A 24494-nucleotide genomic window follows, 5' to 3' on the forward strand; every position below is an offset into this window, starting at 1 on the left:
CACTCTGAAGTGCGGGTTCCTTACCGCGCTTTCCTCCCCAGCACGGCCGAGGAGGTCCCCTTGTGCGCCTGTCTCGCAGCCTGGCCCCAGTGACCGTCGCTGTCTGTCTCGTCCTGTCGCTGCCGTACGACGCGTTGCCCCACGCGCGCGTGCCGGCCGCCCGGCAGGCCACCGCCGCACCCGAGGAGCCGTTCGGCGCGGAGTGCCGCACGGAGGTCCGCGGCTCCCGAGTCGTCGCCTACTGCCACAACCCCTACGCCGACACCGACCGCGTCCGTCTGCACATCGAGTGCGACCGCTGGTGGGATCTCGACACCGACGGCACCCCCGCCGACGCAGGCCCCGCCCAGACCGTACGGCTCACCGGCCGCTGCTGGAAGGAGGTCCGCTCGGCCTGGGTCAGCCACCAGAAGCTGTGAACCGGCCGGGGCGGCACAGCAGGGGGTAGCTGGCCGCCTCGACGGCGGCGGCCTCCGCGTCGCCCGCGCGGATCGCGTCCACCAGCCGCGTGTGGTCCATGTACGTCTCCGGCGTCAGCTCCTCGCCGACGTCCTCGCGCAGCCAGTCCCGCAGCACCTCGCCGAGGTCCGCGTACATCGCACTCATGACGTCGTTGTGGGAGGCCGCCACCACCGCCAGGTGGAAGCTGGAGTCCGCCGTCACGAACGCCTCCGCGTCGCCCGAGTCCCAGGCCTCCTCACGCCGCAGGAGGAGCGCGTCCAGCTGCTTGAGGTCCTTCTCCGTGCGACGGCCGGCCGCCAGCTTCGCCGCGCTCGACTCCAGCGTGGCGCGCAGCTCGGCGATGTGCCCGGGGTCGGCGTCGGCGAAGCGGCGGTGCATCACACCCGCCAGTTCGCTGGTCGCCACGACGTAGGTTCCCGAGCCCTGCCGGATGTCCAGCAGCCCGTTGTGCGCGAGCGCGCGGACGGCCTCGCGGACCGTGTTGCGGGCGACGCCCAGCTGTTCGACCAGTTCGGGCTCCGTGGGGATGCGCGCGCCGACCGGCCACTCGCCCGAGGTGATCTGGGTGCGCAGCGCGGTGATGACCTGTTCGGACAGCGCCGAGCGGCGGGGATGGCTCAGGGGCATGGCACACCTTCGCACGGGTGGGGCGGCCCAGGGGAACCCGGGCATGGACAACCAATCATCCTATGATTCTATGATGGTCGGCATGGCTAGCGAGCAGACCCGGACGACGACACCCCCGCCCACCCGCACCTCGGCCGCGGGCGAGCCCCCGCGGACGGCCCCCCGCGCGTGGGACTGGGGCACACGGCTGCTCGTCGTCGGCATCGTGCTGGCCGCCCTCAACCTCCGGCCCGCCATCACGAGCCTCGGCGCACTGCTCGAAGAGGTGCGCGACGGGCTCGGCATGAGCGGCAGCGTCGCCGGGCTCCTCACCTCCGTGCCCCCGCTGTGCTTCGCCGTCTTCGGCGTCATGGCACCCCGTCTCGCCCGCCGCTTCGGGCCGGGAGCGGTGGTGTGCGCCGGCATGGTCGCCATCACGGCGGGGCTGCTCCTGCGCCCCTACGCGGGCGGTACGGCGGGGTTCCTCGCCGCCAGTGCCCTCGCCCTCATGGGCATCGCCGTCAGCAACGTCCTGATGCCGGTCATCGTCAAGCGTCACTTCCCCGACCGGGTCGGCACCATGACCGGCCTGTACTCGATGGCCCTGGCCCTCGGCACCTCCGCCGCCGCCGCGATCACCGTGCCCATGACCGAGGCGCTGGGCGGCAGTTGGCAGACCGGCCTCGCGCTCTGGGCGGGCCTGGCGGCGGCGGCCGTCCTGCCCTGGCTGCCGCTCGCACGGGACCGCGGGACGGCACCGGGCGGCGCGCGTGCGGAGGGGGAGCGGCAGGAGCGGGGACCTCGGCCCGCCCCGCAGGCCCACGCGCGCGTGCCGCAGCCGTCGGCCGCCCCGCTGCGCATCACCCGCAGTCGTACCGCCTGGGCGCTCGCCGTCTTCTTCGGCCTCCAGGCCACCGCCGCGTACATCACCATGGGCTGGATGCCGCAGATCTTCCGGGACGCCGGGGTGCCCGCGAGCACGGCCGGGCTGCTCCTCGCCGTGACGATGGCGATGGGCGTTCCGCTGGCCTTCGTCATCCCGCGTGTCGCCACCCGGCTGCCGCACCAGGGCCCGATCGTGCTCGCGCTCGGCGGCTGCGGTCTCGTCGGATACGCCGGCCTGTACCTCGCGCCGGCCGGCGGCGCCTGGGTCTGGGCCCTGCTGCTCGGCATCGCCAACTGCGCCTTCCCGCTGGCCCTCACGATGGTCGGGATGCGGGCCAAAACCGGCGCGGGTGTGGCTCAGCTGTCGGCGTTCGCGCAGAGCACCGGCTATCTGATCTCCATCCCCGGCCCGCTCCTGGTGGGGGTGCTCTACCAGCACAGCGGCGGCTGGGGCCTGCCCCTCGCGCTCATGGCGGCCCTGATGGTCCCGCAGACGGTCGTGGGCGTCCTGGCCGGCCGGGACCGCACGGTGGAGGAGGAGGCCACCCGCTGACCCCCGGGGGAACCGTGGGGGACGCGGGGTGCGAGACTTGCCGTATGCCAGTGCTCGACCCGAACCCCCAGAACGGTCAGAAGAAGATGCTGATTGTCTTCGGCTCGTTCTTCGCCATCTTCGTCGTCATCGCCGTCATCGCGACCATCGCCTCGCCCTGACGGCCCGGACGTGACGATCCAGACGTGACGATCCGGACGTGACGAGCCGGACGTGACGAGCCGGTCGTGACGACCGGCCGCATCGACCCTGCCACGATCTCGTCCGGGTGACCGGGGTGGGGTTAACCCCCCTGTCCCCTAGGGGGTGAGGGTCAGGGTCAAGTGGGTGGATCACCGGATGGGTTGAGGGCCGCCGATTCCGTAACTTCGAGGTGTGGCCGCAGGACGCGGATCACCTGCCAAGGTCCACGGACCACTCGAAGACAGCGGAGGCACCCATGTCGGCCCCTACGCACACCCGGCCCCACCCGGCCACCTCGGGCGGCGTCGACACCTGGCTGCCCTGGTGGGCCCTCGCCCTCCCGACGCTCGCCTTCATCACCCTGCTGGTGCTGATACTGAACCCCGCCGACGCCCACGCGGCCACCGGCGACCCGGCGATCACCCACCTCGTCGAGCGCGTGCACATGCTGGTCACCCGCTAGGGCGGAGCTCAGGACCGCTGGTGAAGCCGCGTGTCAACTCCCTGCGCCCCGTGGCCTGTTTCATGCGAAGCTGGGACTCATGAGCGTCGCAGAACCCCGCAGGATCGTCCTCTTCCGCCATGCGAAAGCCGACTGGCCGCAGGTGACCGACCATGAGCGTCCGCTCGCTGAGCGGGGCCGGAAGGACGCCGCCGTCGCCGGACGCAAGCTGGTCGACAGCGGTATCCCCATCGACCTGGCCGTCTGCTCCACCGCGACCCGCACGCGCGAGACGTGGAAGCTCGCCGTCCATGAGTTCCCGCAGCGGCCGAAAACCGTCTACGAGGAGCGGATCTACGAGGCCTCGCCCGGTGAGCTGATCGCCCTGCTCAACGAAACACCCGACGACGTGCGTGACGTCGTCCTGATCGGCCACAACCCGGGCATCCAGGGTCTCGCCGACATCCTCTCCGGCCGGAGCGACGGCGACGCCGGCGAGCGGATGCGCCGCCGCGGGTTCCCGGCCGCGGCCTTCGCCGTCGTCTCCTTCGACGGCCCCTGGAAGTCCCTGGAGCCCGGCGTTGCCACGCTGCTCGACTACTGGGCGCCCTCCGAGTGACCCACCCGGCACGCGCGAGGGCCCGGCACCGCGATGGTGCCGGGCCCTCCGCGTCCGTCGGGGCACCCGTGCGTCCGCGCGCCGACGACCGTGCGTCTTCGCCACGCCCGCGCGGGGCTACTGCTCGTCGTGCGTCTCCGCGGCCTCGACCTCTTCACGGGTGATGCCGAGCAGATACAGGACGGTGTCCAGGAACGGCACGTTCACCGCCGTGTGCGCCGCCTCGCGCACCACCGGCTTGGCGTTGAAGGCGACCCCGAGACCGGCCGCGTTGAGCATGTCGAGGTCGTTGGCGCCGTCGCCGATCGCCACGGTCTGCGAGAGCGGTACGCCCGCCTCGGCGGCGAACCGGCGCAGCAGCCGCGCCTTGCCCGCACGGTCCACGATCTCGCCGGTGACCCGGCCGGTCAGCCTGCCGTCGACGATCTCCAGCGTGTTGGCCTGCGCGAAGTCCAGCCCGAGCCGCTCCTGAAGATCGTCGGTGACCTGGGTGAAGCCGCCGGAGACGACCCCCACCTGGTAGCCGAGCCGCTTCAGCGTCCGGATCAGCGTGCGCGCGCCCGGCGTCAGCCGGACCTCGGCGCGCACCTTGTCCACGACCGACGCGTCCAGTCCCGCCAGCAGCGCCACGCGCGCATGCAGCGACTGCTCGAAGTCGAGCTCACCACGCATCGCGGCCGCCGTCACCTCGGCGACCTCGTCCTCGCAGCCGGCGTGCGCGGCGAAGAGCTCGATCACCTCGTCCTGGATCAGGGTGGAGTCGACGTCCATCACGACGAGCCGCTGGGCCCGCCGGTACAGGCCCGCGTCCACCACCGCGACGTCCACCCCCAGCGCCGCCGCACCCGTGACCAGAGCGGTGCGCAGGGGCGCGGTCTCCACACCGGAGACGGCGAACTCGACGGCGGTGACGGGGTACTTGGCGAGCCGGAAGATACGGTCGATGTTCCCGCCGGCCATCGTGATCTTCGCGGCCACCGCCGCCGTGGCCTCCGCGGTGAGCGGATGCCCGAGCACGGTGACCAGCGACCGGCCGAGGCCGCGCGGCCGGTTGTCACCGATGCCGGAGATGATCTCGGCCTGCATCTTCATCGACTCGGCCCAGCTGTGGACCGTGGACCGCAGTTCCCCCTCGAAGCCGGTCGGCGGCTCGGTCACGAGCGCGCACAGCACCATCCGGCCTCGGGTGACGACCTGCTCGATGTCGACCACGTCGACGGAGAAGGCGGCGAGGGTGTCGAAAAGGCCGGCCGTGATGCCCGGCCTGTCCTTGCCGAAGATCTTGACAAGGAGCGTGGGGACGTCAGAGGACGAAGTCTGCAAAGCGCTCATGGTGTACCCACCGTATCCGGCACCCAGTGCCGCGCGCCGCCGAGGTCCGCCTGACGGACGGGGAACAGTGGATGTCGGTGAGGTGGCGCGCTCCACAACAGACGGCTGCGGGCGTTTTGCGGGTGTTCCGGCCCCGGCCCCTCACCGCGGTCCGCCGGGCGGCCTGGGGCCCCTCGGAGGAACGGGAGGAGGGGGCGGAGGCGGCGGCGGACCCTCCTCCGGTCCGGGCGGCGGCCGCTCACCGGGCCGTGGACCGGGAGGCCGGCGCGGCGTGCGGGGAGCCGGCCCGATCGGCCGGACCACGGTCGGGGCGCCGTAGACGTCGTCCGCCCCCGGCGGCCCGGCAGGCGGCCGCCCCTCGCCCGAGGGGGGCTCGGTCCGCCGGGAGCTCTCGTAGGGCCTCGGCTGCCCGCTCCTGTCTTTCCTGGCCCGCTCGGGGCGGACCCGCTGCGGCCCCGCGTCCCGCGACTCACGCAACTCCTCCGGAATCCGCAGATAGGGATTGGTCGCCGGATTCGGCGGCCGGTAGGGCGCACCCGGCGCATACGGCCCGGCCCGGTCGTCCGGGTACCCCGAAGGCCCACCTGCCACGCCGGGGCCCGCGGAGCCCCACGGGTCACTCCGTGCCAGTGGCGCCGCCCGCCGCCCCGCGGCGCCGCTCGCCCACGCCAGCAGCGCACCGGCGGCCCCCGCCCCCGCGCCCCACCCGGCACCCAGCAGCAACGCCGCCCCGAGGTGCCCGTGCAGCTCGATCCCCGCCCCGAAGGCGTCGAACCCCAGCACGGAGAGAGAGGCGTCCACGGACACGTTCGTCAACCAGGCGATCAACGGCAACGCCACGGCGGTCGCCGCCCCCAAGCGCACGGCGCAACGCCCGGCGAACCCGATAGCGCCGGCCCCGCGCCCGCCCCGGCCCTCGGACCCTGCCCCCGACGCGGCCCCCGACCCGGTCCTCGCGCCCGGCGTGAACCCCGCAGGCCCCACCGGCGTCCGCACCGCCGTCAGCACCCCCGCCAGCAGCATCGTCAGCGCCGCCGCCACGCCCAGCAGCCACACCCGGCCGTCCAGCTCCGCGAGGCGGCCCAGCGTCACCGACTGCTCGGTGCCGACGCCCAGCAGATCGTCCAGCGGGTCCGGGAGGACGCTCGTCAGCGCGCCCGTCGCCCGTCCGTCCCAGGGGACGAACAGGCCGATCGGGATGCCCAGCCAGACCCCGTTCGGCGCGCCGAGCAGCGCCGCCCCCGCGATCCGCCGGGGGTGGTCGTCACCGATCGCCGCGTACGCCGCCGCGGCGAACCCGGCCGCCACGGCCACCAGCAGCACGGTCACGACGGCGGACACCGCCGGACGCACCACCCGGTGCACCGCCTCCCAGCCGCCCGGCAGCGGCGTCCGGCGCGAGGCCAGCAGCGCGATCAGCAGGATGCCGAGGGACCAGCCGAGGCCGCCGAGCAGCGTGGGCACCGTGTCGACGGTGAAGCCGACCGCGGCCTTCGCGTCGACCAGGTCACCGAGCCGGTCGGGCAGCAGTCCGCCGATGTCCCCGAGCCCGGGGATCTCCAGGCCGCCACCGCCACCGCCCCCGCCGCCGGGCAGGTCGTCCAGCCCCAGCGCGCCCCCGTCGAGCGTGATGACGTCGTGCCCCGCCCAGGCCAGTCCGCCGAGCATCGCCACGTACAGCGCGACCACCGTCCCGACGCGCGCGAGGAGTTCGGCCGGGGCGATCACAACTCCCGCCGCGCGCAGGGACCGCAGGAAGAACCACGACAGCAGCAGCGCGCCCACCAGGCTCACCCCCAATGGCGTGATCTCGATGGCCGTGTTCGCCTCCGCGCCCGTGAGCCCGAAAGCGGACACATCGCCCGACGGAGTCACCGAGCCCCCGGCGGCCAGGGCCACCACCGCGGCCGTCATCGGGCCCAACGAGCCCGCGGAGTCCGCCTCCAGGAGGTGCAGCCCCAGCGCCGCCGTCCCGGCCATCCCGATCAGCGCCCAGCTCACCGCCGCGACGGCGGCCAGCAGCACGTCGATCCACGGCACGCCCCTGCCGCGCGCCGCGCTCCCACTGCCTTCGACACCCGTACCGGCACTCATGCAGACCCCCCGATCCGCGGCGCGCAGCGGCGAAGATCGCCGCTTCCGTCCCCCTCGCGTGCCTTTACCACTCTCCGGCCCGGTTTCAACCCCGTCAACGGGAACGGCCGATACGCTCGCGCACGCTCTTCACAAGGCCCGACTTTCGGTCAGGGGGCCGCTACTGAAATAGTTCCCCCCGATGTTCGACATCCCTAGACTCCCCGTTGATGGGGCTAACTCGGGGGACAACTCAGTGGGGCTGGAGTGCCGGAACTCGTACTGGAATTGAACGGACGCACCTGGACGTTGGATCCGTCCAGGCCATACACCCTCGGACGTGATCCGCAGGGCGACATCGTCCTCGACGACGCCAGGGTCTCCTGGCGTCACGCCACGGTCAGCTTCAACGGGCGCAGTTGGGTCGTCGAGGACCACGGGAGCACCAACGGCACGTTCGCGCAGGGGCAACGGATCCATCAGCTGGAGATCGGCCCCGGCTCGGCGCTGCACCTGGGCAACGCGACCGACGGGCCGCGCGTGAACCTGTCGGGCACGCAGGCGCCCGCCGCGCAGCCCCAGCAGCCGTACGCCGCGCAGGCCGCGAACCCGGGCTGGGCCCAGCAGGCCCCGCCGCAGCAGGCACCGCAGGCCGGCTGGCAGCCGCCGCAGCAGGGCGCGCCGCATGTCCCGCAGCAGCAGGGGCCGAGCGAGCCGTACGTGCAGAATGTGCCCGGTGGAGGCGCGGGGGCGCCGCCGGTCTACGGAGACCGCAGCCCGACCACGTTCCACCAGTTCTCCCTCGGCCGCGTGATGCGCATCGGCCGTGCCCTGGAGAACGAGCTGGTCGTCTCCGACCTCCAGGTCTCGCGGAACCACGCCGAGTTCCACTCGACGCCCGACGGCCGCATGGAGATCCGCGACCTCGGCTCGCACAACGGCACCTACGTCAACGGCCAGCCGATCCCCAAGGGCGGCTCGGTCCAGCTGGGGCCCACCGACATCGTGGGCGTCGGCCACTCGACGTTCCGGATCGTCGGCGACCGGCTCGAGGAGTTCGTCGACACCGGTGAGGTCTCCTTCTCGGCCCGCCATCTGACCGTCACGGTCGACGGCGGCAAGCAGATCCTCAAGGACGTCTCCTTCGGTGTCCCGGAGAAGTCCCTGATCGCGGTCATCGGACCGTCCGGTTCCGGCAAGTCGACCCTGCTCAAGGCGCTGACGGGCTACCGCCCGGCCAACCAGGGCGACGTCCTCTACGACAACCGGAACCTGTACAAGCAGTTCGCCGAGCTGCGCCAGCGCATCGGTCTGGTCCCGCAGGACGACATCCTGCACAAGGAACTGACCGTCAAGAGGGCCCTCAAGTACGCGGCCAAGCTCCGCTTCCCCGCCGACACCACGGGCGCCGAGCGCGACGCCCGCATAGACGAGGTGCTGCGCGAGCTGAAGCTCGACATCCACAAAGAGAAGAAGATCACCTCCCTCTCCGGTGGTCAGCGCAAGCGCGTCTCGGTGGCCCTGGAACTGCTCACCAAGCCGTCGCTGATCTTCCTGGACGAGCCGACCTCCGGCCTCGACCCGGGCATGGACCGCGATGTCATGCAGCTGCTGCGCGGCCTCGCCGACGACGGCCGCACGGTCCTGGTGGTCACGCACTCGGTGGCCGAACTCGCGATCTGCGACAAGCTGCTCGTGATGGCGCCGGGCGGTGCCGTCGCCTACTTCGGCCCGCCCGAGGAGGCGCTGAACTTCTTCGGCTACGACACCTGGGCCGACGTCTTCTCCGCCTTCGAGAACTACCGCGACTACGACTGGGCGGGCCGCTGGAAGGGCTCGCAGCACTACCAGATGTACGCCGCGGACATCGACGCCATCGCGCCGCAGTCCGTACAGATGCCGCCGATGCAGGCGATGAAGCCGCCGAAGCCGCAGGGCTGGATGTCCCAGTTCGTCACACTGGTGCGCCGCTATGTCTCGGTGATCGCCTCCGACAAGGGCTTCCTGGCCCTGACGGTGATCCTGCCGGCCGTCCTCGGCGCGGTGAGCCTGCTGATCGACTCCGGGAACAGTCTGCTGCCCAACCCGGTCAACCCGAAGACCGGCCGGATCATCCCCAACGGCACGGCCACCACCGTCCTGCTGATCCTCGCGGTCGGCGCCTGCTTCGCGGGAGCGGCCAACTCGGTCCGCGAGCTCATCAAGGAACGCGTCATCTACGAGCGGGAACGCGCCACGGGTCTGTCCCGGTCCGCGTACCTGATGTCCAAGGTGTTCGTGCTCGGCGTGGTCACCGTGCTCCAGGGCCTGCTGGTCGGCGTGATCGGCTTCGCGAGCCGGGAGATCCCGACCGAGGGCCTGGTCCTCGGCAGCGCCACCATGTTCGAGCTCTCCATCCCGATCATGGCGCTGGGCTTCACCTCGATGATGTTCGGCCTGGTCATCTCGTCGCTGGTCAAGACGGCCGAGAAGACCATGCCGCTGCTGGTCATGTTCGCGATCATCCAGGTCGTGTTCACCGGCTGCCTGTTCACCCTGAACGGCGCGGTCGGCGTCAACGAGTTCTCGTACCTGATGCCCTCGCGCTGGGCGGTCGCCGCCGCGGGTGCCACGCTGGACTTCAACAAGATCAGCCCGCCCAAGGACGGCGGCGAGACGGACCCGCTGTGGGAGCACACCGTCGGCGCCTGGGGCCTGGACATGGTCGCGCTGATCGTCCTCGGCGTGATCTGCGGCTTCTTCGTGGCCCGCTTCCTGCGCCGCCACGAGCCCGAGGTCATGCGCAAGTAGTCGCTGCCGTAGTACGCCGATGGGCGGCACCCCCGGTACGGGGTGCCGCCCATCGGCGTGCGGAGGTGGCTCAGTACGCGCTGTCGACGTTGTCGATCGTGCCGTACTTGTCGGCCGCGTAGTTCGCGGCGGCGGTGATGTTGGCGACCGGGTCGTAGATGTTCCAGGACGTCCCGGCGACGTGGTACGCGGCGAAGGTCGGCGGGATCACCTGGAGCAGGCCCTTGGACGGGATGCCGTTGATGGCGTTGATGTCCCAGTTGTTGATCGCCTTCGGGTTGCCCGAGGACTCCCGGATGATGTTGCGGTGCAGACCGCTGTAGGAGCCCGGGATGCCCTTGGACTTCATGATGTCCAGGGAGTGCTTGATCCAGCCGTCGAGGTTGTTGGCGTAGCTCTTGGTGGCGGCCTTCTTGACCGCGACACGCTCGGTGGACCGGCTCGCGGCCTCCTTGGCCGTGCGCGCGGCGGCAGCCTTCTTGGCGGCGGCCGCAGCGGCCGCCTTCTTCTTCGCTGCCGCTGCCTTCGCGGCGGCCTCGGCGGCTGCCTTCTTCTTGGCGGCGGCGGCCGCGGCGGCCTTCTTCTTGGCCTCGATGGCGTCGACCTTCACGCTCGTCGTGGCCAGCTGGTCGGTCACGCTGGCCTTGACGGCCTGCGCCGGTGCGGCGTTGTAGGCGACCCGGGCCGAGGAGACGGCGTCCGTAGTGGTCGTCTGCGCGTCGGCCGGCACCACGGAGAAGGCGAGGGCAGCGGCACCGAGCGTGGCGGCACCGGCGATCGCGATCTTACGAGTGTTCTTGGGCATGCGGATGGACCTCTTCGAATAGCGCGGAGGTCGCTCTCTTCGTCCGACGGCGGACAGCGGGTGCTTTCGGCACGGGCGCCGCCGGGGGAGAACCCACGGCGCTGAGCGACGAGAGCCATTGTTAGCGGCCGCAAAATGGGCAGGCAAAGGTGTGACGTACGATCCCCGATAGTGGATCAGGGAAGGGCAAATCGGGACAGATGGAACCATCTGCCCCGCTCACCGTGTCCCCTTTATCTCCTATTGCCCGTAGTACGTGATCCGCGCCCTATGTGCGGGCTCACACGGGCCCCACCCTGTTCTCACTGGCAGTTGCCCGAGCAATGCTCTGCGTCAGCGCTCTCCTCCGGAAGGACGAGGTGCACGTCCCCGAACTCGTGCCACAGGTAGCGCCCGCCCAGCGCCTCCTCGTAGCCACGGCCGATCGCGTCCCGCCCCGCCACCGCCTCCAGCATCAGCAGATGCGAGGCCTCCGGCTCGTGCAGCCCGGTCAGCAGCCCGTCCACCACCCGCACCCCGCGCGCGGGAGTGACCACGAGATCCGTCCATCCCGCACGCGCGCGTACGACCCCGTCCACCCCGGCCGCCGACTCCACGGCCCGCACAGCGGTCGTCCCCACCGCGATCACCCGCCCGCGCGCCTGCCGCCCCCCACCACCGCGCACGGCGTTGATCAGCCGCGCCGACGCCTCGGGCACCACGAACCGCTCCGGGTACGGCGGCTCGTGCACCTCCGCCGAGGCGACCCCGGTGTGCAGGGTGATCGGCGCGAACTGCACCCCCCGGCTCACCAGCTCCGCCACCAGCCCCGCGGTGAAGGGCCGCGCCGCACTCGGCATCTCCGCACTGCCCGACCCGTCGGCCGACGGCAACGCGAACACCGTCTGGTAGACGGACAGCGGCTGATCCCGCTCCGTATAGGAGTAGCGGATGGGCCGCCCGTGCTCCCGCAGCAGCCCGGGCACCGCGCCGACGGGGGACACCCGCGCCCACCACAGCCGTCCGCTCCCCGGGCTCAGCGGCTCCTCCGGCGTCAGCCGCACACCCCCGGCCAGCCGCACCTCGGCCCCCGCGGGCCCACCCGCACGCGCGCGGGTGGTGCCCTTCCCGTCCGGCTCCCGCAGCTCCACGGCCCACCGTCCGTCGTCACCGCGCGTGGAGAAGTGCACCACCACGCGCGCGTGCCCGATCCGGCCGTCCACGGCCGCCGCCAGCGTCGGCGAGGTGTTCACCACGAGCAGGTCCCCGGCCCGCAGCAGACACGGCAGCTCCCGGAACGCGTGATGCGTGGCCTCCGTCCCCCGCGACACCAGCAGCCGTACGTCGTCCCGGTCCCGTCCCGGCCCGCGCTGCTCGGCCGGCACCCGAGCCGACAGCTCCTTCGGCACCTTCCCCCACCCTCGGCTGCGCTCGTGCGGCGGCACCCCCAGCGCCAGCGTCATCGCCGTCCCTCCAGCAGGGCCGGAGCCCCGTACCGCCCGCTCGCGGGACGCTCGTCCAGCAGCCGCAGGAAGGCCGGCGCCACACCGGCCGGATCCGGCCGCGGATCGTCGTCCTCCGGTACGGCCGCCGCGTACAGGTCCGTGGCCATGTCCCCGGGGTCCACCGCCCACACCCGCAGCCCCGGCTCCTCCGCACCGAGCACCGCCGCGAGATGGTCCAGGGCCGCCTTGGACGCCCCGTAGCCGCCCCAGGTCTCGTACGCCTCGGCCGCCGCGTCCGAGCTGACCGTGATCACCGCGCCCGCCCGCGCGCCGTGCAGCAGCGGCAGCGCCTCCTGGACCAGCCCCAGCGCCGCCACCACGTTCACCTCCAGTGCCCGCCGCAGCCCGTCCAGGGGCAGCTCGGCCAACCGCACCAGCGGCTCGGCGTCCAGCGCGCTCGCGTTGTTCACCAGCAGGTCGCATCCCCCGAGCCGCCAGGCGGCCGCCACCAGCTCGGCCCGGTGCGCCGCGTCGGTGACATCCCCCGCACGGGCCTCGACCCGGGCCCCGTGCGCCGCGACGGCCGCCGCCGTCTCCTTCAGCACGTCCGCGGTTCTGGCGTCGAGCACCAGATCCCAGCCACGTGCGGCCAGCGCCTCGGCCAGCGCCCGCCCCAGCCCCTTCGACGCACCCGTGATGATCGCAACCGGCATGACAACCGTCCCCTCGTCCGACCCGCCTCCGTCCGGCGGTGATCCCAACGTAGGAACCGGCCCCCCGCCCCCGCCTCGGACGCGGGACGCAAGCCGGAGGGGCCCTTCGTCGTACGCCCGGGCACCCGGTCCCTTCGCCCTAGGCCGCGGTACCGGGGACCTCGGACCTAGGTCTTCCGCCGCAGCCCGTGGCCGTCACAGGACCGATCCGCGCTGTCACACCCCGCCGGTACCGTGAGGGCATGAGTCAAGGCCCCCGGTCCGGCCTCGCCGCGGTGAGTTCCGCGCTGCTGGCCATGAGCAGGCACCTCGAGGTCCGCGACGTCCTCAAGACGATCGTCGCCTCCGCCCGCGAACTGCTGGACGCGCAGTACGCCGCCCTCGGCGTCCCCGACGACCACGGCGGCTTCGCCCAGTTCGTCGTCGACGGCGTCGGCGAGGAGCAGTGGAAGGCCATCGGTCCGCTGCCCCGCCAGCACGGCATCCTGGCGGCGATGCTCCAGGAGGCCCGGCCCCAGCGCCTCGCCGACGTCCGCAAGGACCCGCGCTTCGAGGGCTGGCCGTCCGCCCACCCCGAGATGTCCGACTTCCTGGGCCTGCCCGTCCGGGACGGCGACGAGGTCCTCGGCGCCCTGTTCCTGGCCAACAAGAACTGCGCCAGGCCCCACGGCGGCTGCGGCTTCACCGAGGACGACGAGGAACTGCTCGCGATCCTCGCCCAGCACGCCGCGATAGCCCTCACCAACGCCCGCCTGTACGAGCGCAGCCGTGAACTGACGATCGCCGAGGAACGCTCCCGGCTGGCCCACGAACTGCACGACGCGGTCAGCCAGAAGCTGTTCTCCCTGCGCCTGACGGCCCAGGCCGCCACCGCCCTCGTCGACCGCGACCCCGCGCGCGCGAAGGGCGAACTGCAACAGGTCGCGGCGCTCGCCGCGGAGGCCGCCGACGAACTGCGCGCCGCCGTGGTGGAGTTGCGCCCCGCGGCCCTCGACGAGGACGGCCTCGTCGCCACCCTCCGCACCCACATCCAGGTCCTCGACCGCGCCCATGCCGCGCGCGTGACCTTCACCAGTCAGGGCGTCCGCGCTCTGCCCGCCGCGCAGGAGGAGGCCCTGCTGCGGGTCGCCCAGGAGGCTCTGCACAACGCGCTGCGCCACTCCGGGGCACAGTGCGTCGAGGTGACCCTCGGCAAGCGCGGCCCGGGCACGGTCCTGCGCGTCACGGACGACGGCGGCGGCTTCGACCCGACGACGGTCCGCCGGGCCGGCCGCCACCTAGGGCTGGTGTCGATGCGGGACCGGGCGAGCGGGGTAGGTGGCACGCTCACGGTGGAATCGGCGCCCGGCAAGGGCACCACGATCGAGATGGAGGCTCCCGGTGGCTGACGCAATCAAGGTGCTGCTCGTCGACGACCACCAGGTCGTCCGCCGGGGCCTGCGCACCTTTCTGGAGGTGCAGGACGACATCGAGGTCGTCGGCGAGGCCGCCGACGGCGCCGAAGGAGTCGCTCTCGCCGAGGAGTTGAAACCCGACGTCGTCCTGATGGACGTCAAGATGCCCGGCATGGACGGCGTCGAGGCCCTCCGCAGACTCCGCGACCTGGCCAACCCCGCGCGCGTGCTGATCGTCACCAGCTTCACCGAACAGCGCACGGTGGTCCCGGCCCTGCGCGCGGGTGCCGCCGGATACGTCTACAAGGACGTGGACCCCGACGCCCTCGCCGGCGCCATCCGCTCGGTCCACGCCGGCCACATCCTGCTTCAGCCGGAGGTCGCCGGCGCACTCCTCTCCCAGGACGAGGGCACCTCGGGCCAGGGCAGAGGCGGCGCGCTCACGGAACGCGAGCGCGAGGTGCTCGGCCTGATCGCGGACGGCCGCTCCAACCGCGAGATCGCCCGGGCCCTGGTCCTCTCCGAGAAGACCGTCAAGACACACGTCTCGAACATCCTGATGAAGCTCGACCTCGCGGACCGCACCCAGGCCGCGCTGTGGGCCGTACGCCACGGCGTGACCCGCTGAGCGGAAGGTTAACTTCCGATCCGAGATTCATACCGTCGTGGGAATGTCCCCCGGATGGCGCATCCTTCGTGGCCCGCCGCCGTTCTCCAGTGCGTGCCGCGGCGATTGCCGCGGCAATCGCTAGGAGGGGTCAGAAGTGAAGAACCTGAAGAAGGCAGCGGCCGTGACGATGGTGGCCGGCGGGCTGATGGCCGCGGGTGCCGGCATGGCCTCCGCCACCGACGGCGCCACCGCTCTCGGCGAGGCCAAGGGCTCGCCGGGCGTCGTCTCGGGCAATCTCGTCCAGGCCCCGGTGCACGTCCCGGTCAACGTGGTCGGCAACAGCGTGAACGTCATCGGCGTGCTGAACCCGGCCTTCGGCAACCTGGGTCTCAACCACTGAGGTTCCGCCCGCACCCGCGGTGACCTCCGGCCTCCCTCGGCCCCCACCGAGGGAGGCCGGTCTGTTTGTCGCTCCAATGATCCGAACGAGGTGTCTTTCCGGCGGGCCCCGCATCGTTCCCGATCACTCTCGCGTTGGGCAGTGTCCGACCCGCGGCCGGGTCGGACACGCAAACGCAGGAGGAACGCTTCTCATGAACATCGCCAAGAAGGCTGCTGTGGCCCTCACCGTCGCGGGTATCGCCGCGGGCGCCTCGGCCGGTGCCGCCGTCGCCGACGCGGGTGCGGAAGGCGCGGCCGTGAAGTCGCCGGGCGTCATCTCGGGCAACGTCGTCCAGGTGCCGATCCACATCCCGATCAACCTCTGCGGCAACACGATCAACCTGGTCGGCGTGCTGAACCCGGCGTTCGGCAACACCTGCATCAACGACTGATCTCGCAGCCGCACCACAGAGGGGCCCACGCGTCACGGACGACACGTGGGCCCCTCTGCATGCCGTGACCATTTCAACCCCGCCCGGCAATCCCGCCCGTCCGGAGCTCGGTATGTCGGCACCTTCCACCACCGCCCGGCAATCCAGCCCGTCCGGCGCTTGAGGACAAGGCCCCTTCAGGGCCGAAGGGGGGCCTGGGGGCACAGCCCCCAGAGGCTCACACCAACCCGGGCCACCCGAGCAGCGACGCTCACCGAACCCCCCGCTCCCGCTCCTCCACAACGGAGTTGTACGCGGCGACCTGCGCCCGCCGCCCCGTCCGCTCGACCGGCCGCAATGCCTCCGCACGCACCGCCATCTCCGCGGAGCTGACCGCACCCCCGGGTCCGTTCTCATAGGCGAGGGACACCAGCAGCCCCACCCGCTGCGCCAGCTCCAGCACCCGCACCGCCCGCGGCGGATACCCCGGCGCCAGAACCTCCCGCCCCTGCTCGGCCCGAGCCCGGTACGCGTCGATCGCCGCCTCCGCCACCGGCCCCGATCCCGCCAGGTCCAGTCGCGCCAGCACCGCCGTGGCGTCCCGCAGAGCCTCCGCCAGCTCCCGCTCCGCCTCGCCCAGCGACGGCACATCGGCCGGCGGAGCCTCCCGCACCGGCAGGCAGTGCCACACGACCTCGACATGTACATCACCGTCGGGCCCGGCCTCGTACACCTCCGGCACCAGCCCGTACCCGGCGCCGTGACAGACCACGGCCTCCTCCGCCTCCAGCGCCCGCGTGTTGAACTCCGGCGGCCCGCTCAGCCCCAGCGGATGTCCCGGCGCGGGCAACGCCACCCGCAGCCCGTTCACCCCGAGCGCCCGCAGCCGCCCCAGCGCGAGCGTGAGTCCGACGGGCGCCGACTCACCGGGCAGCCCCTCCACCCGGTGCACGGCGTCCTCGCCGACGATGGCGAGGACGGCGTCGTCCGGCGAGACAATTCCGGCCAACAGGGCATTTCCCCAAGCGGCAAGGCGACCAGAGCGCGGTTCCGAGAGCATGCCTCCACCCTAAGGACCGGACCGATGGATCGGGCCGCCCGACCGGTGGCGTAGATTTTCCCGGAGAGGCCGCGCCCACCCATGCGCGGCGGTCCGAGCCACAGGCGCCCGCGACAACCGACCGGCCACACAGCAAGGGGAGACAACGCGCTCATGAGCGATGTTCTGGAGCTTCAGGACGTATCCGTGGTCCGTGAGGGCCGGGCTCTGGTGGACCAGGTCTCCTGGTCGGTCAAGGAGGGCGAGCGCTGGGTGATCCTCGGTCCCAACGGGGCCGGCAAGACGACCCTTCTGAACATCGCCTCCACCTACCTCTTCCCCAGCGCCGGCACCGTCTCCATCCTCGGCGAGACCCTCGGCAGCCCCGGCACCGACGTCTTCGAGCTGCGCCCCCGTGTCGGCATGGCCGGTATCGCCCTCGCCGACAAGCTCCCCAAGCGCCAGACCGTCCTCCAGACGGTGCTGACCGCCGCGTACGGCATGACGGCCGGCTGGCAGGAGGAGTACGAGGACGTCGACGAGCAGCGCGCCCGCGCCTTCCTCGACCGCCTCGGCATGAGCGACTACCTGGACCGCAAGTTCGGCACGCTCTCCGAGGGCGAGCGCAAGCGCACCCTCATCGCCCGCGCCCTGATGACCGACCCCGAGCTGCTGCTCCTCGACGAGCCCGCGGCCGGCCTGGACCTCGGCGGCCGCGAGGACCTCGTACGACGCCTCGGCCGCCTCGCGCGCGACCCCATCGCCCCCTCGATGATCATGGTGACGCACCACGTCGAGGAGATCGCCCCCGGCTTCACCCATGTCCTCATGATCCGCCAGGGCAAGGTCCTCGCCGCGGGCCCGGTCGAGCTGGAGCTCACCTCCCGCAATCTCTCCCTCTGCTTCGGCCTCCCGCTCGTCGTGGAACAGGTTGGCGACCGCTGGACGGCGCAGGGCCTGCCGATGTCCTGACCGCTCCCTGTGCGCCCTGTCCCCGGCAGGACGTGCGGCCCTACCATGACGGTGTGAACGACATCGACGCGTGGGTGTGGTGGCTCGTCGGCGCGGCAGCGCTCGGAATCCCGCTCGTGGTGACCGCGATGCCCGAGTTCGGCATGTTCGCGGTCGGCGCGGTGGCCGCCGCCGTCGTGGCAGGCCTCGGCTTCGGAGCCGTCGCCCAGGTGCTCGTCTTCATCGTCGTCTCCGTCGCACTGATCGCCGTCGTACGCCCGATCGCGACCCGGCACGCCAAGCAGCGTCCCCAACTCGCCACCGGCATCGACGCGTTGAAGGGCAAACAGGCCGTCGTGCTGGAGCGCGTCGACGGCTCGGGCGGCCGCATCAAACTCGCCGGAGAGATCTGGTCGGCCCGCGCCCTCGACACCGACCGCGCCTACGACGTGGGGCAGGAAGTCGATGTCGTGGACATCGAGGGGGCCACGGCGATCGTCATCTGACCCTGCGCAACTCCCGCACGACGTAAGTGAACAGAACACCTCACGAGCCGCACGACGGTCTGTCACACTCGTCCAGCAAGATCTTCAACAGGCATAAGATCTTCCGAAAGCGCCGAGGCGGAGAAAGGTACGGGGAGCCGCGATGGAACCGGTCATCATCGTCCTGGTCATTCTGGTGGTGTTGGTCTTCATCGCCCTGATCAAGACGATCCAGGTCATCCCGCAGGCGAGTGCCGCGATCGTCGAGCGGTTCGGCCGCTACACGCGGACACTCAACGCGGGCCTCAACATCGTCGTCCCGTTCATAGACACCATCCGCAACCGCATCGACCTGCGCGAACAGGTCGTGCCGTTCCCGCCGCAGCCGGTGATCACCCAGGACAACCTGGTCGTGAACATCGACACCGTCATCTACTACCAGGTGACCGACGCCCGGGCCGCGACCTACGAGGTCGCCAGCTACATCCAGGCGATCGAGCAGCTCACCGTCACCACGCTCCGCAACATCATCGGCGGCATGGACCTCGAGCGGACCCTGACCTCCCGCGAGGAGATCAACGCGGCGCTGCGCGGAGTCCTCGACGAGGCGACCGGCAAGTGGGGCATCCGCGTCAACCGCGTGGAACTGAAGGCCATCGAGCCCCCGACCTCCATCCAGGACTCGATGGAGAAGCAGATGCGCGCCGACCGTGACAAGCGTGCCGCGATCCTCACCGCCGAAGGCACGCGCCAGGCCGCCATCCTCACCGCCGAGGGCGAGAAGCAGTCCCAGATCCTGCGCGCCGAGGGTGAGGCCAAGGCAGCGGCGCTGCGCGCCGAGGGCGAGGCCCAGGCCGTGCGTACGGTCTTCGAGGCCATCCACGCCGGCGACCCGGACCAGAAGCTCCTCTCCTACCAGTACCTCCAGATGCTCCCGAAGATCGCCGAAGGCGACGCCAACAAGCTCTGGATCGTCCCCAGCGAAATCGGCGACGCCCTCAAGGGGTTGTCCGGCGCCATGGGCAACTTCGGCAACTTCGGCGGCAATTCGGGCGGCAACAACTCCGGCAACGGCGGCGGCTCGGAACGCCGCGAGAAGCCGTCGATCGACTGACCCACGGACACACGACCGGGGCCCACCTTCCGAGCGAAGGCGGGCCCCGGTCACATCCGGATACGGGCTACGCCGCGTCCATGGTCAGCCACTCCGGCAGCGCGGCCAGGTCGTCCTGCCCCAGAGCCAGCAGCATCGCGTCCGCCGGCGTCGGCTCGAACGGCTGCCGCAGCAACGGCATCTCCGCCTGCTCCGGAGTCCGGTCCGCTTTGCGGTGATTGTCCTCCGCGCACGAGGCGACGGTGTTCAGCCACACGTCCTGACCCCCCTGCGCCCGCGGCACCACGTGGTCCACGGTCGTCGCCCGGCGACCGCAGTACGCGCACCGGTGCCGGTCCCTTATCAGCACACCCCGCCTCGACCACGGAGCTTGTCTTCGGAAGGGCACCCGTACGTACCTGCACAGCCTGATCACACGAGGCGCCGGGATGTCGACCTCGGCTCCGCGCATCCGCAGTTCGGGGTGGGCCTGCTCGACGACGGCCTTGTCCTGAAGCACCAGAACGACGGCTCGGTTCAACGTCACCGTCGACAGCGGCTCGAAGCTCGCGTTCAGTACCAGCGTGTCCCGCATACCAGCCCACCTCCTGTGTGCACCGGCCCACCCCCTGGCGGGCTGGGATCAACTCTGGCCGGGCACGCCGAGATGGACAACGCAATATCTGCTGCTCCACGGGAGGTGACCCCCGCGACCCCCGGCAACAAAAATGCCCGCCTCTGATCACTTCCAAGACCAGAGGCGGGCAAACGTTCAATGAACGATGAGCTGACTCATCACTCCGCGGGAACCTCGTACTCACCGATCAGCTGGGCGCGGCCGATCGCGTGGAACCGCAGGTTGAAGCCCACGGCGGCGGGCGAGGCATCGGCATCCGGGCCGAGCTTCTCCTGGTCCACCGCGTACACCGTGAAGACGTACCGGTGCGGCCCGTCCCCAGGCGGCGGGGCGGCCCCGCCGAACTCCTTGCTGCCGTAGTCGTTGCGCGCGTGTACGGCGCCCTCGGGCAGCCCCTCGAACTTGCCGCCGCCCGCACCCGCCGGCAGCTCGGTCACCGAGGCCGGGATGTCGAACAGGACCCAGTGCCAGAATCCGCTGCCCGTCGGCGCATCGGGGTCGTAGCAGGTCACGGCGAAACTCTTGGCCCCGGACGGGAAACCCTCCCACCGCAGCTGGGGCGAGGTGTTCCCCGCCGCATGGACCTGGGCGTCCTTGAGCGTCGCCCCCTCCTCGACATCCTCGCTCGTGACCGTGAACGACGGAACCGGCGGATGGAAATCGTGGGGCAGCGGCCGCCTCTTCGGCTCGGTCACTTCGACACCTCCTGATCGATCGGCAAGCACTCCCTTCGGAGCCTACGACCTCCGCACCCCGCGCGGACGCACAGAGGGCCCGGAACGCCGTACGGCACTCCGGGCCCTCTCTGTGTGTCAGAACCAGTTGCGCTTGCTGCCGACCTCGGACAGCCACTGGTTGAGGTACGCCGTCCAGTCGGTTCCCTGGTAGTCGTGCAGACCCACCTGGAACGAGCGGAAGGTGTCACTGCCCTCGCTGAACAGCCCCGGCTTCTTGTCCATCTCCAGCACGACGTCCATCGTGTGCTCGTCGGCCACGAAGCTCAGCTCGACCTGGTTCAGCCCCCGGTACTGCGACGGCGGGAAGAACTCGATCTCCTGGTAGAACGGCAGCTTCTGCCGCGTACCGCGGATGTGCCCGCGCTCCAGGTCCGCGTTCTTGAAGCGGAAGCCCAGCTGGATGAAGGCGTCCAGGATCGCCTTCTGCGCCGGCAGCGGGTGCACGTTGATCGGGTCCAGGTCACCGGAGTCCACGGCGCGGGCGATCTCCAGCTCGGTGGTCACACCGATGTTCATGCCGCGCAGCGTCTGACCGTCGATCGTCGTGACCGGCGTCTCCCACGGGATCTCGAGCCCGAACGGCACCGCGTGCACGGCACCGGCCTGGAGCTCGAAGGCACCCCCGAGCCGCAGCTTCGTGAACTCGATGTCCTGCTTGTACTCCTGGTCGCCGTTCTCGACCTCGACCTTGGCCTGAAGCCCGACCGAGAGCCCCTCGATCTGCTGGTTGACGGACCCGCCCTGGATCCGCACCTCACCCTGCACGACACCGCCCGGAACGACGTTGACCTCGGTCAGCACCGTCTCGACCGAAGCCCCGCCGGCCCCCAGACTCGCGAGCAGCTTCTTGAACGCCATGTCTCTCCCTCTACGACCTTCTTCTTACGGGATCCCTCGACCCCTACATACGCGATCCCGGCGCGGCCGGTTCCGTGCCCCACACCCTGGCAAGGCGGATGCCCGCTGACCACCCCGACGCACCCACGCGTCTGCACTACGCTCGGAGAGCATGATCGCGACCCCCGACCGTACGCCCCTCCCCAGGACCTTCTTCGACCGCCCTGTCCTGGAGGTGGCCCAGGATCTGCTCGGCCGTCACCTCGTCCGTACGACCCCCGACGGTCCGATCACCCTGCGCCTCACGGAGGTCGAGGCCTACGACGGCCCGAACGACCCGGGCTCCCACGCCTATCGCGGCCCCACGGCCCGCAACGGCGTGATGTTCGGTCCCCCCGGACATGTGTACGTCTACTTCACCTACGGCATGTGGCACTGCATGAACCTCGTCTGCGGTCCGGACGGCACGGCCGGCGCCGTCCTGCTCCGCGCCGGCGAGATCGTCGAGGGCGCCGAGTCGGCCCGCAAACGTCGACTCTCGGCCCGAAATGACAAGGAACTGGCCAAAGGCCCTGCCCGCCTGGCCACCGCCCTGGACGTGGACCGAGCCCTCGACGGCACGGACGCCTGCGCCCCGGGGGACACCCCCCTGAGGATCCTGACCGGTACCCCGGTCACCTCCGACCAGGTACGCAGCGGCCCGCGCACCGGAGTGTCCGGCGATGGAGCGGTCCACCCCTGGCGGTACTGGGTCGCCGACGACCCGACGGTGAGCCCTTACCGGGCCCATGTCCCCAGGCGCCGACGAAGTTGACTCGCTGTTGGCCGGAGCGTAACGTAGCCCGAGCCGCTTGACCCGGGTACGGCATTCGCCGGCAGTCGGAAGCGGCCAACCCACTACCTACGACGCCCCTCAGCGGGAGCGAATTCGGCATGTCCGCATGCCCGAATTCAAACCCGGCGGAACTCGATTATGAGTTGCGGAGGGAATCGGCTAACGTAGTGAATGTCGAAAGGCCGACAGGCGAAAGCCCAAAGCCCAAGACAATCCCCTCGACAGGGAATCGGATCAAGAAAAGGACCTGATAAAGTCGGAAACGCAAGACCGAAGGGAAGCGCCCGGAGGAAAGCTTGAGAGAGTCTCTCGGGTGAGTACAAAGGAAGCGTCCGTTCCTTGAGAACTCAACAGCGTGCCAAAAATCAACGCCAGATATGTTGATACCCCGTCCCCGGCAGTGATAGCCGAGGATGAGGTTCCTTTGAAACAAAACACAGCGAGGACGCTGTGAACGGCCGGGCTTATTCCGCCTGGCTGTTCCGCTCTCGTGGTGTCGACCGGATTACCGGTAAACATTCACGGAGAGTTTGATCCTGGCTCAGGACGAACGCTGGCGGCGTGCTTAACACATGCAAGTCGAACGATGAACCACTTCGGTGGGGATTAGTGGCGAACGGGTGAGTAACACGTGGGCAATCTGCCCTTCACTCTGGGACAAGCCCTGGAAACGGGGTCTAATACCGGATAATACTTCCACTCGCATGGGTGGGGGTTAAAAGCTCCGGCGGTGAAGGATGAGCCCGCGGCCTATCAGCTTGTTGGTGAGGTAATGGCTCACCAAGGCGACGACGGGTAGCCGGCCTGAGAGGGCGACCGGCCACACTGGGACTGAGACACGGCCCAGACTCCTACGGGAGGCAGCAGTGGGGAATATTGCACAATGGGCGAAAGCCTGATGCAGCGACGCCGCGTGAGGGATGACGGCCTTCGGGTTGTAAACCTCTTTCAGCAGGGAAGAAGCGAAAGTGACGGTACCTGCAGAAGAAGCGCCGGCTAACTACGTGCCAGCAGCCGCGGTAATACGTAGGGCGCAAGCGTTGTCCGGAATTATTGGGCGTAAAGAGCTCGTAGGCGGTCTGTCACGTCGGATGTGAAAGCCCGGGGCTTAACCCCGGGTCTGCATTCGATACGGGCAGACTAGAGTGTGGTAGGGGAGATCGGAATTCCTGGTGTAGCGGTGAAATGCGCAGATATCAGGAGGAACACCGGTGGCGAAGGCGGATCTCTGGGCCATTACTGACGCTGAGGAGCGAAAGCGTGGGGAGCGAACAGGATTAGATACCCTGGTAGTCCACGCCGTAAACGGTGGGAACTAGGTGTTGGCGACATTCCACGTCGTCGGTGCCGCAGCTAACGCATTAAGTTCCCCGCCTGGGGAGTACGGCCGCAAGGCTAAAACTCAAAGGAATTGACGGGGGCCCGCACAAGCAGCGGAGCATGTGGCTTAATTCGACGCAACGCGAAGAACCTTACCAAGGCTTGACATACACCGGAAACGTCTGGAGACAGGCGCCCCCTTGTGGTCGGTGTACAGGTGGTGCATGGCTGTCGTCAGCTCGTGTCGTGAGATGTTGGGTTAAGTCCCGCAACGAGCGCAACCCTTGTTCTGTGTTGCCAGCATGCCCTTCGGGGTGATGGGGACTCACAGGAGACTGCCGGGGTCAACTCGGAGGAAGGTGGGGACGACGTCAAGTCATCATGCCCCTTATGTCTTGGGCTGCACACGTGCTACAATGGCCGGTACAAAGAGCTGCGAAACCGTGAGGTGGAGCGAATCTCAAAAAGCCGGTCTCAGTTCGGATTGGGGTCTGCAACTCGACCCCATGAAGTCGGAGTTGCTAGTAATCGCAGATCAGCATTGCTGCGGTGAATACGTTCCCGGGCCTTGTACACACCGCCCGTCACGTCACGAAAGTCGGTAACACCCGAAGCCGGTGGCCCAACCCCTTGTGGGAGGGAGCTGTCGAAGGTGGGACTGGCGATTGGGACGAAGTCGTAACAAGGTAGCCGTACCGGAAGGTGCGGCTGGATCACCTCCTTTCTAAGGAGCACTTCTAAGCCTGTCCCTTCGGGGGCCGGTTCAGAGGCCAGTACATCGGCGTACGTCCGATGCTGGTTGCTCATGGGTGGAACGTTGATTATTCGGCATTCTCAGTCATCTCGGGCTGCAAGTA

At 70.1% G+C, this 24494-nt stretch carries 24 protein-coding genes and 1 rRNA gene; 15 read left to right on the forward strand and 10 right to left on the reverse strand.

What is annotated here, in order from left to right; genetic code table 11:
• Positions 1 to 62: 62 nt before the first annotated feature.
• Positions 63 to 419, forward strand: a complete 357-nt coding sequence (locus OG933_RS33445; RefSeq protein WP_362267012.1) for a hypothetical protein — start codon at positions 63 to 65, stop codon at positions 417 to 419.
• On the opposite strand, the gene OG933_RS33450 is transcribed toward OG933_RS33445, so the two are convergent.
• Positions 400 to 1089 carry a FadR/GntR family transcriptional regulator gene (locus OG933_RS33450; RefSeq protein ID WP_362520872.1) on the reverse strand — a complete coding sequence of 230 codons (690 nt, stop codon included), beginning with the start codon at positions 1087 to 1089 and terminating at the stop codon, positions 400 to 402. The genes OG933_RS33445 and OG933_RS33450 overlap by 20 nt on opposite strands.
• A 70-nt stretch (positions 1090 to 1159) precedes the next feature.
• On the opposite strand from OG933_RS33450, the gene OG933_RS33455 reads away from it, so the two are divergent.
• The 4 genes from OG933_RS33455 (at position 1160) to OG933_RS33470 (ending at position 3750) form a co-directional block, all read left to right on the forward strand.
• Positions 1160 to 2506 (forward strand): CynX/NimT family MFS transporter, encoded by a 1347-nt coding sequence (locus OG933_RS33455; protein WP_405630576.1) that lies wholly within the window; start codon positions 1160 to 1162, stop codon positions 2504 to 2506.
• 44 nt (positions 2507 to 2550) lie between these two features.
• A complete protein-coding gene (locus tag OG933_RS33460) occupies positions 2551 to 2667 on the forward strand; it encodes an SGM_5486 family transporter-associated protein (RefSeq protein WP_107095507.1) in 117 nt (38 codons plus the stop codon).
• A 278-nt stretch (positions 2668 to 2945) separates the two neighbouring features.
• Complete coding sequence (locus tag OG933_RS33465) at positions 2946 to 3152, forward strand: hypothetical protein (RefSeq protein WP_362520878.1); 207 nt, start codon at positions 2946 to 2948, stop codon at positions 3150 to 3152.
• A 79-nt stretch (positions 3153 to 3231) separates the two neighbouring features.
• Positions 3232 to 3750, forward strand: a complete 519-nt coding sequence (locus OG933_RS33470; RefSeq protein ID WP_327182274.1) for a histidine phosphatase family protein — start codon at positions 3232 to 3234, stop codon at positions 3748 to 3750.
• 117 nt (positions 3751 to 3867) lie between these two features.
• Here OG933_RS33470 and serB read toward each other — a convergent pair whose 3' ends face one another.
• Both serB and OG933_RS33480 read right to left on the reverse strand, forming a co-directional pair.
• On the reverse strand, positions 3868 to 5082 hold the full coding sequence (gene serB, locus OG933_RS33475; protein WP_362520881.1) for a phosphoserine phosphatase SerB: 1215 nt from the start codon (positions 5080 to 5082) through the stop codon (positions 3868 to 3870).
• Positions 5083 to 5223: 141 nt separating this feature from the next.
• Entirely contained in the window at positions 5224 to 7176 is a 1953-nt protein-coding gene (locus OG933_RS33480; RefSeq protein WP_405630578.1) for a streptophobe family protein, read from the reverse strand.
• Positions 7177 to 7422: 246 nt separating this feature from the next.
• Between OG933_RS33480 and OG933_RS33485 the strand changes: the two genes are divergently transcribed.
• Positions 7423 to 9945, forward strand: a complete 2523-nt coding sequence (locus OG933_RS33485) for an FHA domain-containing protein (protein WP_362520887.1) — start codon at positions 7423 to 7425, stop codon at positions 9943 to 9945.
• A 70-nt stretch (positions 9946 to 10015) separates the two neighbouring features.
• Here the strand turns inward: OG933_RS33485 and OG933_RS33490 are convergent, their stop codons facing one another.
• The 3 genes from OG933_RS33490 to OG933_RS33500 form a co-directional block, all read right to left on the reverse strand.
• Positions 10016 to 10750, reverse strand: coding sequence for a transglycosylase SLT domain-containing protein (locus tag OG933_RS33490; RefSeq protein ID WP_362520890.1), 735 nt, complete (start codon positions 10748 to 10750; stop codon positions 10016 to 10018).
• Positions 10751 to 11052: 302 nt separating this feature from the next.
• Positions 11053 to 12192, reverse strand: coding sequence for an S-adenosylmethionine:tRNA ribosyltransferase-isomerase (locus OG933_RS33495; protein WP_405630582.1), 1140 nt, complete (start codon positions 12190 to 12192; stop codon positions 11053 to 11055).
• The gene (locus OG933_RS33500) at positions 12189 to 12887 is read right to left on the reverse strand and encodes an SDR family NAD(P)-dependent oxidoreductase (protein ID WP_405630584.1); all 699 of its coding nucleotides are present in this window, start codon (positions 12885 to 12887) and stop codon (positions 12189 to 12191) included. The genes OG933_RS33495 and OG933_RS33500 overlap by 4 nt, the downstream gene beginning before the upstream one ends.
• Before the next feature lie 242 nt (positions 12888 to 13129).
• Between OG933_RS33500 and OG933_RS33505 the strand changes: the two genes are divergently transcribed.
• The 4 genes from OG933_RS33505 (at position 13130) to OG933_RS33520 (ending at position 15724) form a co-directional block, all read left to right on the forward strand.
• A complete protein-coding gene (locus tag OG933_RS33505) occupies positions 13130 to 14275 on the forward strand; it encodes a GAF domain-containing sensor histidine kinase (RefSeq protein ID WP_362520900.1) in 1146 nt (381 codons plus the stop codon).
• Positions 14268 to 14909: a response regulator transcription factor gene (locus OG933_RS33510; RefSeq protein ID WP_020130387.1), complete on the forward strand. Its 642-nt coding sequence runs from the start codon at positions 14268 to 14270 to the stop codon at positions 14907 to 14909. The genes OG933_RS33505 and OG933_RS33510 overlap by 8 nt, the downstream gene beginning before the upstream one ends.
• 136 nt (positions 14910 to 15045) lie before the next feature.
• The gene (chpE, locus tag OG933_RS33515; RefSeq protein WP_057599241.1) at positions 15046 to 15291 is read left to right on the forward strand and encodes a chaplin ChpE; all 246 of its coding nucleotides are present in this window, start codon (positions 15046 to 15048) and stop codon (positions 15289 to 15291) included.
• A gap of 193 nt (positions 15292 to 15484) precedes the next feature.
• The gene (locus tag OG933_RS33520; protein ID WP_362520903.1) at positions 15485 to 15724 is read left to right on the forward strand and encodes a chaplin; all 240 of its coding nucleotides are present in this window, start codon (positions 15485 to 15487) and stop codon (positions 15722 to 15724) included.
• Positions 15725 to 15974: 250 nt separating this feature from the next.
• On the opposite strand, the gene OG933_RS33525 is transcribed toward OG933_RS33520, so the two are convergent.
• Positions 15975 to 16763: a hypothetical protein gene (locus OG933_RS33525; RefSeq protein WP_362520906.1), complete on the reverse strand. Its 789-nt coding sequence runs from the start codon at positions 16761 to 16763 to the stop codon at positions 15975 to 15977.
• A 153-nt stretch (positions 16764 to 16916) separates the two neighbouring features.
• Between OG933_RS33525 and OG933_RS33530 the strand changes: the two genes are divergently transcribed.
• From OG933_RS33530 to OG933_RS33540, 3 genes are all read left to right on the forward strand, one after another.
• Entirely contained in the window at positions 16917 to 17714 is a 798-nt protein-coding gene (locus OG933_RS33530) for an ABC transporter ATP-binding protein (protein WP_054239278.1), read from the forward strand.
• A 53-nt stretch (positions 17715 to 17767) separates the two neighbouring features.
• Complete coding sequence (locus OG933_RS33535; protein ID WP_020130382.1) at positions 17768 to 18199, forward strand: NfeD family protein; 432 nt, start codon at positions 17768 to 17770, stop codon at positions 18197 to 18199.
• Between the two features lie 142 nt (positions 18200 to 18341).
• Entirely contained in the window at positions 18342 to 19292 is a 951-nt protein-coding gene (locus tag OG933_RS33540; RefSeq protein WP_020130381.1) for an SPFH domain-containing protein, read from the forward strand.
• A 67-nt stretch (positions 19293 to 19359) separates the two neighbouring features.
• On the opposite strand, the gene OG933_RS33545 is transcribed toward OG933_RS33540, so the two are convergent.
• The 3 genes from OG933_RS33545 to OG933_RS33555 form a co-directional block, all read right to left on the reverse strand.
• Entirely contained in the window at positions 19360 to 19866 is a 507-nt protein-coding gene (locus OG933_RS33545; RefSeq protein ID WP_054239279.1) for an HNH endonuclease, read from the reverse strand.
• Positions 19867 to 20066: 200 nt separating this feature from the next.
• Positions 20067 to 20603: a YbhB/YbcL family Raf kinase inhibitor-like protein gene (locus tag OG933_RS33550; protein WP_362520913.1), complete on the reverse strand. Its 537-nt coding sequence runs from the start codon at positions 20601 to 20603 to the stop codon at positions 20067 to 20069.
• Positions 20604 to 20720: 117 nt separating this feature from the next.
• Positions 20721 to 21503, reverse strand: a complete 783-nt coding sequence (locus OG933_RS33555) for a sporulation protein (RefSeq protein WP_267020640.1) — start codon at positions 21501 to 21503, stop codon at positions 20721 to 20723.
• Positions 21504 to 21654: 151 nt separating this feature from the next.
• Between OG933_RS33555 and OG933_RS33560 the strand changes: the two genes are divergently transcribed.
• Complete coding sequence (locus tag OG933_RS33560; protein ID WP_405630590.1) at positions 21655 to 22296, forward strand: DNA-3-methyladenine glycosylase; 642 nt, start codon at positions 21655 to 21657, stop codon at positions 22294 to 22296.
• A 539-nt stretch (positions 22297 to 22835) separates the two neighbouring features.
• Positions 22836 to 24361 (forward strand): 16S ribosomal RNA (locus OG933_RS33565).
• Positions 24362 to 24494 lie beyond the last annotated feature (133 nt).

This window comes from Streptomyces sp. NBC_00016 (genome assembly GCF_045040885.1).
GTDB classification, from domain to species: domain Bacteria; phylum Actinomycetota; class Actinomycetes; order Streptomycetales; family Streptomycetaceae; genus Streptomyces; species Streptomyces coriariae.